Here is a 16153-nt window from a genome sequence, read left to right as displayed (position 1 = left end):
TGTTTTAATAAAGTTGGTTTATAGAATCTACGTCCACATATTCGGATTTCGGAGTTGCTGTTTCGTTGAAACCTTTATCAAGGTCTGCATCCAGAAACTCATCTCCTTTTACCACCATGTCAACATAGTTCATACTTTCAATAACAAAGTTTTTGATTGTCGGATTATCTAACGCTTTTAACCCAGAAATATTATCGAATGTCAATTTTTCAGCAATATTCTTATCCAGGTCAGCGTCTTTCTCATTGTATAAAGAAAGAACGATTTTGGCGTCTTTGAAGTAAGTATCAGATTCGTAATAAGTTTTCAGATAAATTGGAACAAAAGAAGACATCCATCCGTTCAAATGGATGACGTCCGGTACCCAGTTTAGTTTTTTGATGGTTTCTATAACACCTCTTGCAAAGAAAATCGCTCTTTCATCGTTATCATCAAAAGGATTTCCTTCGTCATCTACGTAGTATTGCTTTCTTTTGAAGTATTCTTCGTTATCAATAAAGTAAACCTGAAGTCTTTCCCCCGGAAGAGACGCTACTTTAATAATTAAAGGCTGGTCCAGGTCATTGATGATAATATTCATTCCCGAAAGACGGATTACCTCATGAAGTTGGAATTTTCTTTCACTTATTTGTCCAAATCTTGGCATAAAAACTCTTACATCATTGCCTTCATTGTGCATCTTAAGTGCCATTTTGTTTACCAATGCAGCCATATTCGTGTCTTCCTGATATGGATACATCTCTGTAGTAATGTACAGTATTTTTTGATTCGGCATAAATTTCTATCTATATTTTTGTAAAAATGCTTTAATGTGCAAAATTACAAAAAAACATTCAACATTATTTTAATTAACATTTTTTTACGATAATTCCCATTTTCAAATTATTAAAAACTCATATAATTATATGATATTTTTAGTATTTTTGAATTAGCATTAAAATAAACTATGGAAGTTATAAAGAATAAGAAAACCCTTCAGGATTTCATTGAAAGACAGAAAGAAATGGGGAAGAAGATTGGGTTTGCTCCTACGATGGGAGCACTTCACAAAGGTCATCTTTCACTCTATGAGGAAGCCAGAAAAGATAATGATTTGGTAATTTCTTCAGTTTTTGTAAATCCTACCCAATTTAATAATCCGGAAGATCTGGAAAAATATCCAAGAGATATTAACAGAGATATTCTTATCCTGGAAAATTCGGGATTAGTAGATGCAGTTTATATTCCTGAAGTAGCTGATATTTACCCCGAGAAAACAGAAAGCAAGCATTATGATTTTGATGGACTGGAAAATGAAATGGAGGGAAAATCCAGACCCGGACATTTTGATGGAGTGGGAACTGTAGTGGAAGAGCTTTTCAGACAGATTCAGCCGGACAATGCTTATTTCGGGGAAAAAGATTTCCAGCAGCTCGCCATTATCAAAAAAATGGTTGAAAAGAAACATCTTCCCGTGAAAATTACAGGCGTTTCTATTTTCAGAGCAGAAAATGGATTAGCATTAAGTTCGAGAAATCAAAGACTTCACGAAGACCGGAAAGAAGCGGCAAAAATTATTTACCAGACATTAGTTAAAGTAAATGACTGGTTCAGAGTGATTACTATTCCCGAAATAAAAGAAAGAGTAACAGATATCTTTGACCATCAGCAGGGCATGAAGTTAGAGTATTTTTTGATCGCTGATGAAAACACCTTGAAAGAAACTGATTTTTTCTATAAAGACAGAAATTACAGAGCATTCATCGTAGTTGTAGTAGATGGCGTGAGATTAATTGACAATATGCATATGGATTAATATTAAACATTTGTTCAACAAAATACTCAGCATATTTCATTTATAAAACACAAACTCTGATTACTTTATCAGAGTTTTTTCTTTTTATCATGGAATATAAAAAAATCAAAGGCCTCTTGCGGAGACCTTTGAACACCAAATCACAAAATATTAATATGAAAAAAATTTACTTTTCAGTAAACTTGTGACCCGGCTGGGATTCGAACCCAGGACCCATACATTAAAAGTGTATTGCTCTACCAGCTGAGCTACCGAGTCGGTCACTTGCTAACAATCTGCATTAAATGCCATCGTTTTTAAGAGGTGCAAAGATATAATTTTTTTTAATTTCTGCAAACGATTATATAAAAAAAATCAAAGGTCTCTTGCGGAGACCTTTGAAACACCAAATCACAAAATATTAATATGAAAAAAATTTACTTTTCAGTAAACTTGTGACCCGGCTGGGATTCGAACCCAGGACCCATACATTAAAAGTGTATTGCTCTACCAGCTGAGCTACCGAGTCGGCCATAATTAATAATGATAAATATAAAATTAATTTTTAATTATTCACCATTAATTATAAAGTTTTCTTTGCAGTGCCTGCGACTGGACTCGAACCAGCACATCCTTAGGAAACCACCCCCTCAAGATGGCGTGTCTACCAATTTCACCACGCAGGCTATAAAATTACAAAAATCTAGTAATTTTTTTCGCTTGTGACCCGGCTGGGATTCGAACCCAGGACCCATACATTAAAAGTGTATTGCTCTACCAGCTGAGCTACCGAGTCGGTCACTTTGCAACGATTTTACATTTGAATAATGTCCCTCGTTTTCAGTGGTGCAAAGATAGGAGTTTTTTCATTATCTCAAAACTTTTTTGCAAATTTGTTAAAAAAAAATTCATGGTTATTTCACTGATCGGATACATGGGATGTGGCAAATCTCACATTTCCAAAATTTTAAGCGATAAAATAAATTTTAAACTCATTGACCTTGATAAAGAGATTTCCAGAAGAAATAAATTAACCATTCCTGAGATTTTTGAAAAAAAGGGAGAAATTCAGTTTAGAAAGCTGGAAAGAGAGGCATTGGAAGAAATTCTTGCTTCGGAAGAAAACCTGGTTTTAAGTCTGGGAGGGGGAACGCCGGTTTATTATAATAATATGGAAATTATCAACCTCAACTCTAAAAGCATTTTTTTAAGAGCTTCTGTAGGTACTTTATACGAAAGACTTTCCAAACAGAAAGAAAAAAGGCCTTTAATAGCTAACATTGCTGATGAAGATCTGCCTGAGTTCATTGCCAAGCATTTATTTGAAAGAAATGCTTTTTACAGCAAGGCACAGTTTAGCATTAATACGGATTCTAGGGATCCTGAAGATATTGTCCAGGAAATAGTAGAAAAGCTCTATCTCTAGAGCTTTTTTATTTTAATCTTCATTTCCTTCGGGGCCATCTGCTGTTTCTCCAAAGAAATCATCCCAATCTGTAAAGTCTGAGGCTATATCATTTCCTACATATTCATCCATCTCACGTCTGTCTTTTTTAGTAGGTCTTCCTTCACCCTTATTTCTATAGTAATCCTGCGACATTTTGCGGAGCTTTAATAGTTCATACTGCTCTTTGTCCGTCACATCCTGGATATGAAGAGGGACAAGCTTTGCTCCCATTCTGCTTTTGGGGATCTGGGTAACTTTTATTTTATAATCGATTTGATTTTTGCGGATCTTGATAACATCTCCCTCTTTTACCTCTTTAGACGACTTTACGGCAGATGTTCCAATAGAAACTCTGTTCTTTTTAATTTCCTCTGTTGCAATACTTCTCGTCTTATAAAAACGAATGCACCATAAAAATTTATCTATTCTCATAATTTTTTATACTTTTGCCGTTATATTATTTGTAAAGTAATTAAAGTTTTTTGAAATGAAAAAAATATTTTTATATATCCTTGCGGGATCTTTATGTTTTTCTGCATGTAAGAAAGATGATGAAGTTGAAACTTATAAAGAACCGGAAGACATCTCCGTTCAGAACAGTTATGACGATCAGGCTATTAAGAAGTTTATGAGCGAAAATTATCTGGACGCCCAGGGAAATATAAAAGCTTTCAGCACAACAGATACCAGTGATGACAATGAAAAAAAATTAATAGATCTGCCGTATCAAACACTTCCTTCCGGGACCATATACATTGTGAGAGAAGGGGCGCAACCAACAGTTGAGCCACAAACTATCGGAGAATCTGATATTCTTACGCTTATGGTAAGAGCCAATGCTTATTTAGCAGGAAATACTGATGGAAATATTTCTTTCATCTCCAGTTTAACATTGGTAAATACAATTAATGGTAATGGACTTCCAATGATTGATCCGTTGTTCTACTATGCTAAAAAGAGTATCCTAGAAAATGCAACAACGGGGATAGCACAGCAAAGAAGTTATTATGAAATTGAAGGCTTCCGTGAAGCTATTCAGAAATTCAAAGCTTTTAAAAACCTCCCAAGCGGAAATCCATATAATCTTCAAGGTGTTATATTAGTACCGTCAAGAGCTGCCTTCGCAAGAGATCCACATTATCCTTACAGCACGCAATACTCTTTAAGAAATTATTCTATGGTATTTAATTTCCAGGTTTATGGAAGAGCTGACAGACCTGCAGGACAATAATATTAAGATCAATATATTTTACATAAAAAAACCGCCCTCAGATGAAGGCGGTTTTTATTTTTTATATATTTACTAAGATCTCGCTTTTTGTTTCACATTTCCTAAGATATCCGGGAAATATAAATCAGCCAGATGATCAAACTCGTCTCCTCTCATGAACATAGTGGCATCTACTTCTTCATAAGAGCTTCTTCCTGCCGCCGCAATCAGCTCATTACAGGTATGCAGAGTATTTTTATGGAAATGGTATACTCTTTCACTTTTATCAGTAACATCAAGTCCCTTAACTAACATTTTATCCTGAGTGGCAACTCCCGTAGGGCAATTATTATTGTTACATCTTAAGGCCTGTATGCATCCTAACGAGAACATAAATCCTCTTGCATTATTACACATATCCGCACCCATAGCTATTGCTCTGAGGATATCCAAGCTTGTCAGTACTTTTCCACTGGCTATCACTCTTAACTTACTTCTTAAATTATAATTATTAAGGGTTCTGTTAACGAAAATCAGGGCTGGTTCCAGAGGCATTCCCACGCCATCTGAAAATTCCGGAGGTGCAGCTCCTGTTCCTCCTTCTGCCCCATCTATGGTAATAAAATCAGGATAGATTTTTAAAACATTCATCTGTACACAGATATCCTCAAATTCTTTAGTATCTCCAATACAAAGCTTAAAACCTGTTGGCTTACCTCCTGAAAGCTCTCTCAGCTGCTGTACAAACCTCAACAGGCCTGCAGCATCAGAAAATGAGCTGTGGGATGGTGGTGAAATAACGGTCATTCCTGGGGTGACGTGACGGATCTTTGCGATCTCCGGTGTGTTTTTCACACCCGGAAGTACACCTCCGTGTCCTGGCTTTGCCCCTTGGGACAGCTTAATTTCAACCATCTTTACATTTGGGAGAGTGGCGTACTTTTCAAACAGTTCAGGATTAAATTTCCCTTCCTCGTCACGGCAACCAAAATATCCGGTTCCAATTTGCCAGCAAAGATCTCCTCCTTCCAAATGATAGGGAGAAATACCTCCTTCTCCGGTGTTATGATAAAAATTCCCCTTTTTTGCGCCTCTGTTTAAAGAAATCTGTGCCCTGTCGCTTAATGCCCCAAAACTCATTGCTGAAATATTGAACAGGGAAGCATGGTAGGGCTGCGTACACTGCTCTCCTCCTACCCATACTCTTGGGAGCTCTTCCACAGGCGATTTTGCATAAATAGAATGCTTGATTCCTTCATATTTTCGGTGATTAACTTCCAGCTGTGTTCCGAAAGCCACAGTATCACTCAGGTTTTTAGCTCGTCTGTATACTGCAGAACGCTGGTTTCGGGGAAATGGTTTTCCGTCTGTCTCCCTTTCTATGAAATACTGCTGCATTTCGGGTGAAATACTTTCAAAAAAGTATCTGAAGTATCCCAGTACCGGGAAGTTCCTCAAAATAGCGTGTTTCGACTGGTAAGCATTGTAAACACCCAATGCATAAATGGCAGATAACAGGATGGGTATCCAGTAATGCGCTCTGATCAGTAATGCAACGACCCATGTAGCAATTACTAATACAATTCCCCAAGATAAAAACTTATCTCTCATGAATGTAGTTATTTAAAGTTAAAATAAATTTAGTAGAAATTTTGCAAAGAGACTACGCTTTTGCTAAAAAACTTTCGAAGGATGACTGCACAGAAACCGTGCCATCTGACAGGATTTTTTCTAAATTTAGAAATTCAATCTGATTAACGAATGCGGGATCAAAATCTTTCTGGACTCTCACATAGTTTTCAGTGAAGCCATACATTTTACCGTCTTTATTTTCATGTTCCCAAAGAACGGGAAGCGTTTTTCCAAGTTGAGTCTGATAAAATGCCATTTTTTTCTTTTCAGAAAGTATTCTCAGCATTTTATTACGTTTTTTTCTTTCAGGAATAGGCACTACTCCATCCATACCGACTGCTTCCGTATTTTCTCTTTCGGAATAAGTGAATACGTGAAGGTAGGTAATAGGAAGCTCGTTCAGGAAGTTATAAGTTTCCATGAATTTCTCCTCTGTTTCACCAGGAAATCCCACAATAACGTCTACACCGATAGCTGCATCAGGCATTACCTCGCGGATCTTATTGACTCTGTCATTATACAGCTTGGTAAGATAGCGGCGCTTCATTTTTTTCAGTAGATCATCACATCCGGACTGTAACGGGATGTGAAAGTGGGGAACAAAGCTTTTGCTTTTTGAAACCAGATCAATACTTTCGTCTTTCAAAAGGTTCGGTTCTATGGAAGAAATACGGATTCTTTCAATTCCTTCTACTTTATCGAGCTCTGATATCAGGTCCAGGAAAGTATGTTCGTGTCTTTTATTTCCGAACTCACCTTTACCGTAATCACCGATATTAACTCCTGTAAGAACGATTTCTTTGATGTCTCTTTCGGCAATTTCTTTGGCGTTTTTGAGAACATTTTCAATAGTATCTGATCGTGAGATCCCTCTTGCCAGTGGAATGGTACAGTACGTACATTTGTAGTCGCATCCGTCCTGCACTTTGAGAAAGGCTCTTGTCCTGTCCCCTATTGAGTAGCTTCCGATAAAGAAATCAGTTTCCTCAATTTCGCAAGAATGTACAATGCCTTCATTTTCCGATTTTTCCAAATCATCCAGGTAGCTTAAGATATTGAATTTCTCTTTGGCTCCCAAAACAAGATCTACTCCATCGATCTGTGAAATTTCTTCAGGCTTTAACTGCGCATAGCATCCTACAATAACGACCAGCCCTTCCGGATTGGCTTTCATTGCCCGTTTTACATGCAATTTGCATTCACGGTCTGCGTTTTCAGTTACCGAACAGGTATTGATGACATAGACATCTGCTTTATCATCAAAACTTACTTTATCATAACCAGCATCTGCCAATTGACGGGCAATAGTAGATGTTTCCGCAAAATTTAATTTGCAGCCGAGTGTATGAAATGCGGCAGTTCCGTGAAAAGTAGACATTTATTTACTCCTGAATTTTCTGGGTGCAAAGATAGTAATTTTAATAATAATTCTAAATCGATTCAGTCTATTATTTATATTCGTCCCTTACTTCAGGGCTGTTTTGAAAGCATACCGGAGATGAATTGGAAACATCTTTTTGTTTAGAAAACTTATCTTTCATTCCGGCATTAAACTCCTGAGACTTATTTCTTTCAATAGAAAGCGTTTCCCAGTCATTATTTTTTATCATTTTCGCAATGGAAACGATCTGCCCGATATGATAAGGATAATGGGCGAGCTGACGCAAAACTGCATCTAAGACCAAATGTCCTTCTCCCCTGATATAAATAGTAGAATATAAATTTTCATCATTGATCTGGCTCAAAGCATCAAAAAAACATTCCCAGCCCTTTTCCCAGAAATCAATAACCTCCTGTTTGGTTTTAAAGGTATTGATAAATTCTCCATCGCGGTTGCGCCAGGCTTTTTCTCCGTCTTCCGTTAGAAAGTTGGTCCACCTTGAAAGCATATTGCCGGCAATATGTTTAACAATGACTGCAATGGAATTACTTTCATCATTGTACTGCCAGAACATCTGCTCATCAGAAAGCTGACCGAATGATTTATCTCCGAGAGATTTATAATATTGAAAACGTTTTACAAAAAGATCCTTCATTTTTTCTGTTATTGATCAGACTAATTTAAAATTATTTCAACGACAAAACCATCTCTTTCGAAATGGTTTTATCTATATAGTTTATTATTAAAAAGCTTAATCTCTGTTTTTAACTACGATCCATCCTGAATACTTAATTGGTGTGTTCATTTTATCATTTTCATTCCAGCCTACAGAATACCAATAGTTTCCGGTAGGTACCTTCACTCCGCCCCTACTGCTTCCGTCCCATTTATAGCCGGTAGATTTATCGATCTGATAGATCATATTTCCATAGCGGTCGAAAATATTCATTACCAAATTTTTCTTATTGGCTAAGGCAGAATAATCAATAACATCATTGTAACCGTCACCATTTGGTGTAATCACGTTAACAAGATTAGGGACAACAATACTGATATCTATCGGATCACAGTCGTAAGAATCTTTTACAAATATGGTAGCATCTCCTCTTTTAACATTGCTGAATTCATTAGAATCCTGCCAGTTTATATTATCCATGGAATATTTGTAAGGTGCCGTTCCTCCTATCACAAATACCGTAACGGTAGTATTTGAAATTTCTATACTTGAAACAACCGGTTGTTCAGAAGGATATACTTTTACGTTCTGCACCACGGTACAATCTCCTGTTTTAAGTTTTACCCAATAGGTACCTACTCCAACGTTTGTGATCGTCTGCGTAGTTGCTCCTGTGCTCCATTCATAACCATTAAATCCCGGGCCTGCATCCAAAGTTGTTCTGTCTTCCACACAAATAACTTTATCTTTAAGAATGGTGGAATAAACCGGCGGAATAACCACTAGTGTGATTTTAGCTATGTTATAGCAACCCTGCGCATTGAAAACCCGCACATAAACCACACCGCTGGGAGCAATATATGCTGCAGGCGTTAAAATTTCATTGGTCTGATTCACGGCATCTGTTGCAGAGGGATAGTATTTTTTACCTGCCCCAGTCTGAGAGGTTACCGATGCACCTGTAAGGTTAAAAGATGCCGTAGACGGATTACCTTCAATAGCACAGGATCTTAATGTAGTATCATTTACCACAACAACCGGGTAGAATTTCAATGTTATCTGTGCAACAGCAGTACATCCGAAGGATGAAATCACTTTGACAAAAATGATTCCTTCCGCAGAAGTAAATGCTGACGGATTTGTAATTTCATTGATACCTGCATTCAGATCTGAAAGCGTATTGTAATATTTCTTGGTCACGGTTGGATCTGTAATAACATCTGCTGTTGTAAGATCAAATACTGCTGTTCCCGCATTATTATTGTTACATTGTGTGAGTGTTGCATTTTTTGCCGTGATTTTACCGTCCTTAAATTTAAATGTTCCAATCTGTTTACATTTATTGAGCGGACTGTTTGGATTAGTTGGATCCGTATAGCCTATACTGTAATAATAAATAGATGTTGTATTTACAGTAGTAGGAACTGTAATGGCATTATTTCCGGTTAACGCATCATTCTGACTTGTGTGATAGCTTACGCTAAAGTTCGGATTTCCGTTTAGAATTCCTGCAGAAAGTGTAGAAAAATCAAATACAGCAGGATTTACACATATGATTACTTCTTTTGGATCGGCCGGATTAACAGCCGGAATTCCCGGAGGAATGAAAGGATAAGGCTGTAAAGCCGGATCTGTAAATGGGGAAGCCAATGTTGCAGTTCCACCCCATGTTAAAGAAAACGGTGCTGTTGTAGTACTGGTACTGCTCACCCAGTTGTCAATAAACAAATAATAAGTCTGGCCCGGCAAAACATCCAGATATTTACAATAAGGTGTGAGTGAACCTCCGACAGCACTTATAAGGGTGCTTGTCATATTTAAGCCGGTAGCCGGTCCGGGTCCTATAACCGTTGCAGCATTGCATCGTATGGGTGCCCCTAAAGCTCCACAGTTTACATTAGGACCGAAAATGGCCCAGTCATAATCAGCATCCGGGTTATTCGGAACCAGATCGAAGGTAAGTGTTCCTCCTGTAGCAATCGTTATTTTATACCAGATTGAATTGTGTTCACCAGTTCCATCTATACAACTTCCTGAATTAACCAATTCTTTAATATTGCCATATCCAGTGGGACTATAAGTAATGTTGGAATTTCCGCAGACGGCAAGTGCGGTTGAACAGTCTGCCTGCGCAAAAAATACCTGAGAAATACCTAAAAAAATAAGGAGTAAAAGTTTTTTCATAGATATATAGTTTTTAGTGAATGATTTGAAAACCACACGCATATGTTGATTGACAACACATAGATCAAATATACCTATATTTTAATCACAAACAATGGATTTTTAAAAATATTGAATTATTTTAAATAAAAACACATAATAATTATGATATCACGCAATAAATACCAACTATTTTATGCTTGTAATATTTCCGCATAGATTTTCAAGATGGAAAATTTTATGAAACGGACTCTTCACTTCCTTCAAATGCTCTTTGTCCTGAATAAATGTATATCTTGAAGCAATGGAGTTCATATCGGAAACAATCACCAACCAGCATTCATCTACGGACGTATCGTAATAGGGAAATTTTTCATTTTTCTTATCGATAAGCTCAAGGATCTTTTCTGAGCAAAGCTCATCAAAAAGGTTCATGCTGTATTCATGGGTAATAAAAACATTTCTGCGGTGAAAAGATTTCCTCATCCCTTTCACACAGCCTAAAGGTTTGTTCTTTTTAATGCTTCTGTAAATACTGAGAATATTTTCCTCCTGCTGTTCTATATTGTCAAATTTAATATTCGGGTAAAATTCTAAAAAATAAACACCACGATATTTCGCGGTGTCTTCCTGTTCTAATAATATTTCTGCCTGGCGGAACATCTTATTTAAAGTACTTTCCACTTTTTTCATTTCCAGATGATTGATCACTTCGGTCAGTTCTATTCCAATCTTCTTGTCGTTGAGTTTAGCGATAAAGTCCGGACTTTCGCAGGTAAGGTCTTCAAATTTGACATCGGGAAAGTGATGCATAAACGAATTAAGCAATAGAATCTCAGATTTCTTTCTGTATTTTTCTCGGTCATGAAGAAGAGATTCGTCTATTTTACGGTGATACTTTTCCATCGGCTTTTTTTTCAAATGCCGGTTCATATAGTATAGGCTTAGATTCTTTATTAAATCTTCATCAGAAAATGTCTTTTTCATAGGTGATTTTTTATGTGACCAAAGAACACATGCCATATTGGTTTCACCGTTAGAAGTTTTTGATTTTCAAAAATTTACATAATAAAGGTAAGTAAAAAAACTATTCACAGGATACTTTTAAATTAATTTATCAAATAATTAATGTAAAGTTTATTTTCATAATCAATACCTTTAGCGTTCAAATTATAAAACTGTGATTTATATGGATTTTAAAAATTTTAAAATACCTTACAGCATCAATCCACAATATTCTAAAAAAGCCGTCTATTTTTCGATGGAATTCGCCATTGAACAGGTTTTAAAAATATATTCGGGTGGTTTGGGATTCCTTGCAGGATCTCATATGAGAAGTGCATACAACCTGAAACAGGATCTTATAGGGATCGGAATTCTCTGGAAATTTGGTTATTATGATCAGGCCAGAAATCATGACCAGACCCTTCAGCCGGTCTGGACAAGGAAGATGTACAGCTTTCTTGAGGATACCGGAATCAAATTTCAGATCGAGATCCATAGTGCCCCGGTTTGGGTAAAAGTATGGTACCTTGATCCTGAAATTTTCAATACGGCACCCATGTTTTTTCTTTCTACAGATGTGCCGGAAAACGATCACGTTTCTAAAACCATCTGCCACAAATTATACGATGCCAACGAATCTACAAAACTGGCTCAGTATATTTTGCTTGGAAAAGGAGGTGCTCAGTTACTCGACGAAATAAATGCCGAAAGAGAAGTCTATCATTTGAATGAGGCTCATGGACTTCCAGCCGCATTTTACCTGCTGAAAAAGTACAATGGAGATCTGAACCGGGTGAAAGAAAAACTGGTTTTTACCACCCACACTCCTGAAGAAGCAGGAAATGAAAAACATAATCTGAAACTATGTTATGATATGTCTTACTTTTCCGGTTTCAGCATGGAAGAGGTAAAAAGTATCGAAGGAGCAACCGATGATCGTTTCAACCACTCGCTATGTGCTCTGAAAATGGCAAGAATGGCGAACGGCGTCTCTAAGCTGCATGGTGAGGTTTCCAGAGCTATGTGGAGTAAATATCCTGGAATCTGCGAAATTACTTCCATTACCAACGCACAGGAATTTAAATACTGGGCCGATAAGCCTCTTTATAATGCCAAAGATGAAAACGATGCAACTGTTTTTGATTACCGCAAAAAACATTTAAAGAAAAGACTGTTCACCATTGTCGCAGATCAGACCGGAAATCTATTTGATCCTAACATTTTCACTATTGTCTGGGCAAGAAGATTTGCAGGGTATAAACGTGCAGATTTACTGCTTCATGATAAGGAAAGATTCTACAGGTTATTGAATAATCAAAAATATCCGGTACAGATTATCTGGTCAGGGAAACCTTATCCTATGGATTATTCTGCTATTTCTACTTTTAATACTTTGGTAGAGGAAAGTAAAAATCATAAAAATATGGCTGTACTTACAGGCTATGAGCTTTCTTTAAGTAAATCCCTGAAACAGGGCTCAGATCTGTGGCTCAACAATCCGAGGGTACCGAGAGAAGCTTCTGGAACTTCAGGAATGACCGCTGCTATGAACGGATCTGTAAATCTTTCTACCGATGACGGATGGATCCCTGAATTTGCCGAACCGGGAGAAAATTCGTTTGTTGTTCCGAAAGCTGATTATTTAAATATGAGCATTTACGAACAGGATACTTATGATCTGAATAAGCTGTACGAAATTCTTGAAAACGAAATCCTGCCTGCTTATTACGATAATCCGGACCAATGGAGAAAAATTCAGTATAAGGCTATGAATGATGTTCAGCACCAATTTAACAGTGATAGAATGGCAGATGAATATTACAAAGTGCTTTACAAATAGATAAAAGGTAAAAAAGGTTCAATCAACTGATTTATAATAAAATTCCGTGAAAATACTTTCACGGAATTTTTATTGATGTTATTCTTTTTTCTTCTTTGGCACCTTCAAGCCTTTTTCTCTGGCTTCTGAAATTCCTATGGCCACAGCCTGTTTTTTGCTGGTCACCTTTTCTCCTGAAGAGGACTTCAGTTTTCCTTCTTTAAATTCGTGCATGACTTTTCCCACTTTGTCCTGAGCTTTTTCTGAATATTTGGTTTTGCTCATGATAAAAATTTTTTAAGGTTTTGGCAGGGATACCCCTAGTTCATAAACTTCGGCGTGCTTCAAATATTTTGAGCGTTCTCTGGAGGTTACCGATTCAAAGTGATCATTTTTAATCACAATAATCGGATCTTCTGCATTTTCAATTTCAAAATTAGCCAGATATCTTTCGTCCGGTGCATCCTGGCGAATCTTTGCTTTTATTTTCTGTAATTCATCTGCGTATTTCCTGAACCCGGGATCAGATGAATGAATAAATTTATATTCATCACCAGCATAAACATAATAGTGAAGTTTTTTCTCAATAAGGCCGGCTTCATTGGTAATCTGTGGATTATCATTCCCATCTTTAAACCCAACTTCCACCAAAGTTCCGCCTTTTTTGTTGGCACAGTCTTCCGCATCTTTGAAGCTTGAAAAGCCTGTATAAACAATCTGATCGGCTAAAACATAACGGTTCAGTTTTTGGTTGTATGCATTCGTTTCCATAATTATTATTTAATTTGATTGTTATAATAATACATTCAATTTTTTTGCCAAAAGCCGTATTAAAAAAGCTTTTTTATGCATTTAATAAAATTATTATCTTTGAGATCCATTAAAATTAGAAATGAAAAAATTACTCTTAACTCTTACCGTGGCTGTAGCATTCCATAATGTGTCTGCCCAGGAAATCACTTTAGATAAAATATATTCAGGATATTACCGCGGAAAAGGCATTGCCGGTATAGCATCTATGAAGAACGGAGAAAATTATCTGGTCATTGAGCCGACAGGAATTGCCAAATACTCTTACAAAACTTCACAAAAAGAAGGAAATATTGTTGATGGTAAATTTGAAAGCTATGAATTTTCTGATGATGAATCAAAAATTCTTCTTTTAACAGAAAGCCAGCCCATCTACAGACATTCATTTCTTGGAAAGTTTGAGGTAAAAGATCTGAAATCAGGTAAGACAATCAGCCTGAATGACGGTAAAACAGTTCAGGAGCCAAGATTTTCTCCTGATGCCTCTAAAGTAGCATTCATTGCTGAAAATAATTTATTCTATCAGGACCTGAGTTCAGGAAAAATTACCCAGATTACAAATGACGGTAAGAAAAATTCCATTATCAACGGGTTAGCTGACTGGGTATATGAAGAGGAATTCGGGCATGCAAGACAATATGAATGGACAAAGAACTCGGATGCCATTGTATTTGTAAAATCTGATGAAAGCCAGGTTCCGGAGATCTATATTCCGATCTATGGAAAAAAACTTTATCCTGAGGAAATGCGTTACAAATATCCTAAAGCAGGAGAAAAAAACTCTATAGTTTCTGCCCAGCTGTACCGTCTTGATACGGGAAAAACAACGCCAATCAACCTAAGTTCTTTTAAAAACTATTATATCCCCAATGTCATTCAGACGGCAAAGCCTGACGAAATGGTTCTGGTGACTTCTGAAAGAATTCAGAATGCGTCCGATATTTTAAAGGTGAATACCAAAACCGGAGTCGTTCAGAAACTATTCACAGAAACGGATGAGAAATGGATCGATACAGATAGCCCTACTCTGGAATTCCTGGATGATGATTCTTTCCTTTGGGCATCCGAAAGAGACGGTAACCGTCATTTATACTGGTATGACAAGGATGGAAAGCTTAAAAAGCAAATAACAAAGGGAAATTGGGAAGTAACCGATTATTATGGATTCAATCCGAAGTCTAAGGAAATTTATGTTCAGACGACTGAAAAAGGAAGCATCAACAAAGTCGTTTCCAAAGTAAATATTGAAAACGGAAAATCCCAGCTTATTTCTAATGCGGAAGGAAACAATTCTGCCAATTTCAGTAAGAACTACAGTTATTTCATTGAAACATCTTCTACTGCTGCAAGACCTTACACTTTTGTTTTAAAAGACGGAAACGGTAAAACGGTAAAAGAACTTCAGAATAATAACGACCAGCTACAGAAATTAAAGGCCGATAATTTTGCAGATAAAGAATTCATCACCATTCCAAATGGCGCCGGCGACCAGATGAATGCATGGATCATGAAACCTAAAAACTTTGATCCTAATAAAAAATATCCACTGTTTATGTATCAGTATTCCGGACCTGGATCTCAGCAGGTTGCGAATTCATGGGACAATGGCAATGCTTTATGGTTTAATCATTTGGTGCAGAAAGGTTATATCGTTGCCTGTGTAGACGGGCGTGGAACGGGTTATAAAGGAGCTAAGTTCAAGAAGGTTACCTACATGAATATGGGTAAATATGAAATTGAAGATCAGATTACTGCGGCAAAATGGTTCGGAAACCAGTCTTATATTGACAAAACAAGAATCGGAATGTTCGGATGGAGCTACGGAGGTTATATGACCAGTCTGGCAATGACGAAAGGAGCGGATGTTTTCAAAGCCGGAATCGCTGTAGCACCGGTAACCAACTGGAGGTATTATGATTCCGTATACACGGAAAGATTCATGAGAACCCCTCAGGAAAATGCTGACGGATACGATAAAAATTCTCCAACAGAGTATGCCAATCTATTAAAGGGTAAATTCTTACTGATCCACGGAACTGCTGATGATAACGTACATTTCCAGAACTCTATGGAATTCTCTGAAGCTTTAATTCAAAATAAAAAACAGTTTGAATTTATGGCTTACCCTGATAAAAACCACGGAATTTACGGGGGCCAGACAAGACCGCAGCTGTATCAGAAAATGACGGATTTTATTTTGAATAATTTATAATTCCTTTTAAATAAAATTTTCAAA

14 protein-coding genes and 4 tRNA genes are annotated in these 16153 nt (G+C 36.9%); 5 read left to right on the top strand and 13 right to left on the bottom strand.

The annotated features are described in order from the left end of the window. Positions 1-4 precede the first annotated feature (4 nt). Complete coding sequence (locus DRF61_RS17065; protein ID WP_111959196.1) at positions 5-775, bottom strand: glycogen/starch synthase; 771 nt, start codon at positions 773-775, stop codon at positions 5-7. 171 nt (positions 776-946) lie between these two features. Here DRF61_RS17065 and panC point away from each other — a divergent pair, with 171 nt between their 5' ends. Next, positions 947-1795, top strand: coding sequence for a pantoate--beta-alanine ligase (gene panC, locus DRF61_RS17060; RefSeq protein WP_111959194.1), 849 nt, complete (start codon positions 947-949; stop codon positions 1793-1795). 185 nt (positions 1796-1980) lie between these two features. Here the strand turns inward: panC and DRF61_RS17055 are convergent. From DRF61_RS17055 to DRF61_RS17040, 4 genes are all read right to left on the bottom strand, one after another. Further along, positions 1981-2053, bottom strand: a tRNA-Lys gene (locus DRF61_RS17055). 177 nt (positions 2054-2230) lie between these two features. Next, positions 2231-2303, bottom strand: a tRNA-Lys gene (locus DRF61_RS17050). Between the two features lie 74 nt (positions 2304-2377). Then, positions 2378-2460 (bottom strand) — tRNA-Leu (locus DRF61_RS17045). 37 nt (positions 2461-2497) lie between these two features. After that, positions 2498-2570: transfer RNA gene (locus tag DRF61_RS17040), tRNA-Lys, on the bottom strand. Positions 2571-2684: 114 nt separating this feature from the next. Between DRF61_RS17040 and DRF61_RS17035 the strand changes: the two genes are divergently transcribed. Beyond that, complete coding sequence (locus DRF61_RS17035; RefSeq protein ID WP_111959192.1) at positions 2685-3200, top strand: shikimate kinase; 516 nt, start codon at positions 2685-2687, stop codon at positions 3198-3200. A 12-nt stretch (positions 3201-3212) separates the two neighbouring features. On the opposite strand, the gene DRF61_RS17030 is transcribed toward DRF61_RS17035, so the two are convergent. Beyond that, positions 3213-3653 carry an RNA-binding S4 domain-containing protein gene (locus DRF61_RS17030; RefSeq protein ID WP_111959190.1) on the bottom strand — a complete coding sequence of 147 codons (441 nt, stop codon included), beginning with the start codon at positions 3651-3653 and terminating at the stop codon, positions 3213-3215. 55 nt (positions 3654-3708) lie between these two features. Here DRF61_RS17030 and DRF61_RS17025 point away from each other — a divergent pair, with 55 nt between their 5' ends. Continuing rightward, complete coding sequence (locus tag DRF61_RS17025; RefSeq protein ID WP_111959188.1) at positions 3709-4452, top strand: hypothetical protein; 744 nt, start codon at positions 3709-3711, stop codon at positions 4450-4452. 72 nt (positions 4453-4524) lie between these two features. On the opposite strand, the gene DRF61_RS17020 is transcribed toward DRF61_RS17025, so the two are convergent. From DRF61_RS17020 to DRF61_RS17000, 5 genes are all read right to left on the bottom strand, one after another. Beyond that, positions 4525-6042, bottom strand: coding sequence for an FMN-binding glutamate synthase family protein (locus tag DRF61_RS17020; RefSeq protein ID WP_111959186.1), 1518 nt, complete (start codon positions 6040-6042; stop codon positions 4525-4527). Positions 6043-6094: 52 nt separating this feature from the next. Continuing rightward, positions 6095-7441: a tRNA (N(6)-L-threonylcarbamoyladenosine(37)-C(2))-methylthiotransferase MtaB gene (gene mtaB, locus DRF61_RS17015; protein WP_111959184.1), complete on the bottom strand. Its 1347-nt coding sequence runs from the start codon at positions 7439-7441 to the stop codon at positions 6095-6097. Between the two features lie 70 nt (positions 7442-7511). Then, entirely contained in the window at positions 7512-8099 is a 588-nt protein-coding gene (locus DRF61_RS17010) for a DUF1572 family protein (protein ID WP_111959182.1), read from the bottom strand. 96 nt (positions 8100-8195) lie between these two features. Then, positions 8196-10304, bottom strand: coding sequence for a T9SS type B sorting domain-containing protein (locus DRF61_RS17005; RefSeq protein ID WP_111959180.1), 2109 nt, complete (start codon positions 10302-10304; stop codon positions 8196-8198). A 168-nt stretch (positions 10305-10472) separates the two neighbouring features. Further along, complete coding sequence (locus DRF61_RS17000) at positions 10473-11270, bottom strand: hypothetical protein (RefSeq protein WP_111959311.1); 798 nt, start codon at positions 11268-11270, stop codon at positions 10473-10475. Positions 11271-11472: 202 nt separating this feature from the next. Here DRF61_RS17000 and glgP point away from each other — a divergent pair, with 202 nt between their 5' ends. Next, entirely contained in the window at positions 11473-13128 is a 1656-nt protein-coding gene (glgP, locus tag DRF61_RS16995) for an alpha-glucan family phosphorylase (protein ID WP_111959178.1), read from the top strand. A 78-nt stretch (positions 13129-13206) separates the two neighbouring features. On the opposite strand, the gene DRF61_RS16990 is transcribed toward glgP, so the two are convergent. Both DRF61_RS16990 and DRF61_RS16985 read right to left on the bottom strand, forming a co-directional pair. Further along, positions 13207-13392, bottom strand: a complete 186-nt coding sequence (locus DRF61_RS16990; protein WP_111959176.1) for a DUF6496 domain-containing protein — start codon at positions 13390-13392, stop codon at positions 13207-13209. A 12-nt stretch (positions 13393-13404) separates the two neighbouring features. Beyond that, a complete protein-coding gene (locus DRF61_RS16985) occupies positions 13405-13878 on the bottom strand; it encodes a hypothetical protein (RefSeq protein ID WP_111959174.1) in 474 nt (157 codons plus the stop codon). A 121-nt stretch (positions 13879-13999) separates the two neighbouring features. Here DRF61_RS16985 and DRF61_RS16980 point away from each other — a divergent pair, with 121 nt between their 5' ends. After that, the gene (locus tag DRF61_RS16980; RefSeq protein WP_111959172.1) at positions 14000-16129 is read left to right on the top strand and encodes a S9 family peptidase; all 2130 of its coding nucleotides are present in this window, start codon (positions 14000-14002) and stop codon (positions 16127-16129) included. Positions 16130-16153: the final 24 nt, after the last annotated feature.

Source organism: Chryseobacterium lathyri (assembly GCF_003290185.1).
GTDB lineage: Bacteria > Bacteroidota > Bacteroidia > Flavobacteriales > Weeksellaceae > Chryseobacterium > Chryseobacterium lathyri.
The sequence above is the reverse complement of the archived record's forward strand: the minus strand, read 5'-3'. Positions and strand labels throughout refer to the sequence as shown.

Bases quoted from the DNA above. Each gene is read 5' to 3' on its own strand.
- DRF61_RS17000 (WP_111959311.1), bottom strand. From the start codon at position 11,270: ATGAAAAAGACATTTTCTGATGAAGATTTAATAAAGAATCTAAGCCTA.
- DRF61_RS17065 (WP_111959196.1), bottom strand. From the start codon at position 775: ATGCCGAATCAAAAAATACTGTACATTACTACAGAGATGTATCCATAT.
- DRF61_RS17020 (WP_111959186.1), bottom strand. From the start codon at position 6,042: ATGAGAGATAAGTTTTTATCTTGGGGAATTGTATTAGTAATTGCTACA.
- DRF61_RS17005 (WP_111959180.1), bottom strand. From the start codon at position 10,304: ATGAAAAAACTTTTACTCCTTATTTTTTTAGGTATTTCTCAGGTATTT.
- DRF61_RS17030 (WP_111959190.1), bottom strand. From the start codon at position 3,653: ATGAGAATAGATAAATTTTTATGGTGCATTCGTTTTTATAAGACGAGA.
- DRF61_RS16985 (WP_111959174.1), bottom strand. From the start codon at position 13,878: ATGGAAACGAATGCATACAACCAAAAACTGAACCGTTATGTTTTAGCC.
- mtaB (WP_111959184.1), bottom strand. From the start codon at position 7,441: ATGTCTACTTTTCACGGAACTGCCGCATTTCATACACTCGGCTGCAAA.
- DRF61_RS16990 (WP_111959176.1), bottom strand. From the start codon at position 13,392: ATGAGCAAAACCAAATATTCAGAAAAAGCTCAGGACAAAGTGGGAAAA.
- DRF61_RS16980 (WP_111959172.1), top strand. From the start codon at position 14,000: ATGAAAAAATTACTCTTAACTCTTACCGTGGCTGTAGCATTCCATAAT.
- DRF61_RS17025 (WP_111959188.1), top strand. From the start codon at position 3,709: ATGAAAAAAATATTTTTATATATCCTTGCGGGATCTTTATGTTTTTCT.
- panC (WP_111959194.1), top strand. From the start codon at position 947: ATGGAAGTTATAAAGAATAAGAAAACCCTTCAGGATTTCATTGAAAGA.
- DRF61_RS17035 (WP_111959192.1), top strand. From the start codon at position 2,685: ATGGTTATTTCACTGATCGGATACATGGGATGTGGCAAATCTCACATT.
- DRF61_RS17010 (WP_111959182.1), bottom strand. From the start codon at position 8,099: ATGAAGGATCTTTTTGTAAAACGTTTTCAATATTATAAATCTCTCGGA.
- glgP (WP_111959178.1), top strand. From the start codon at position 11,473: ATGGATTTTAAAAATTTTAAAATACCTTACAGCATCAATCCACAATAT.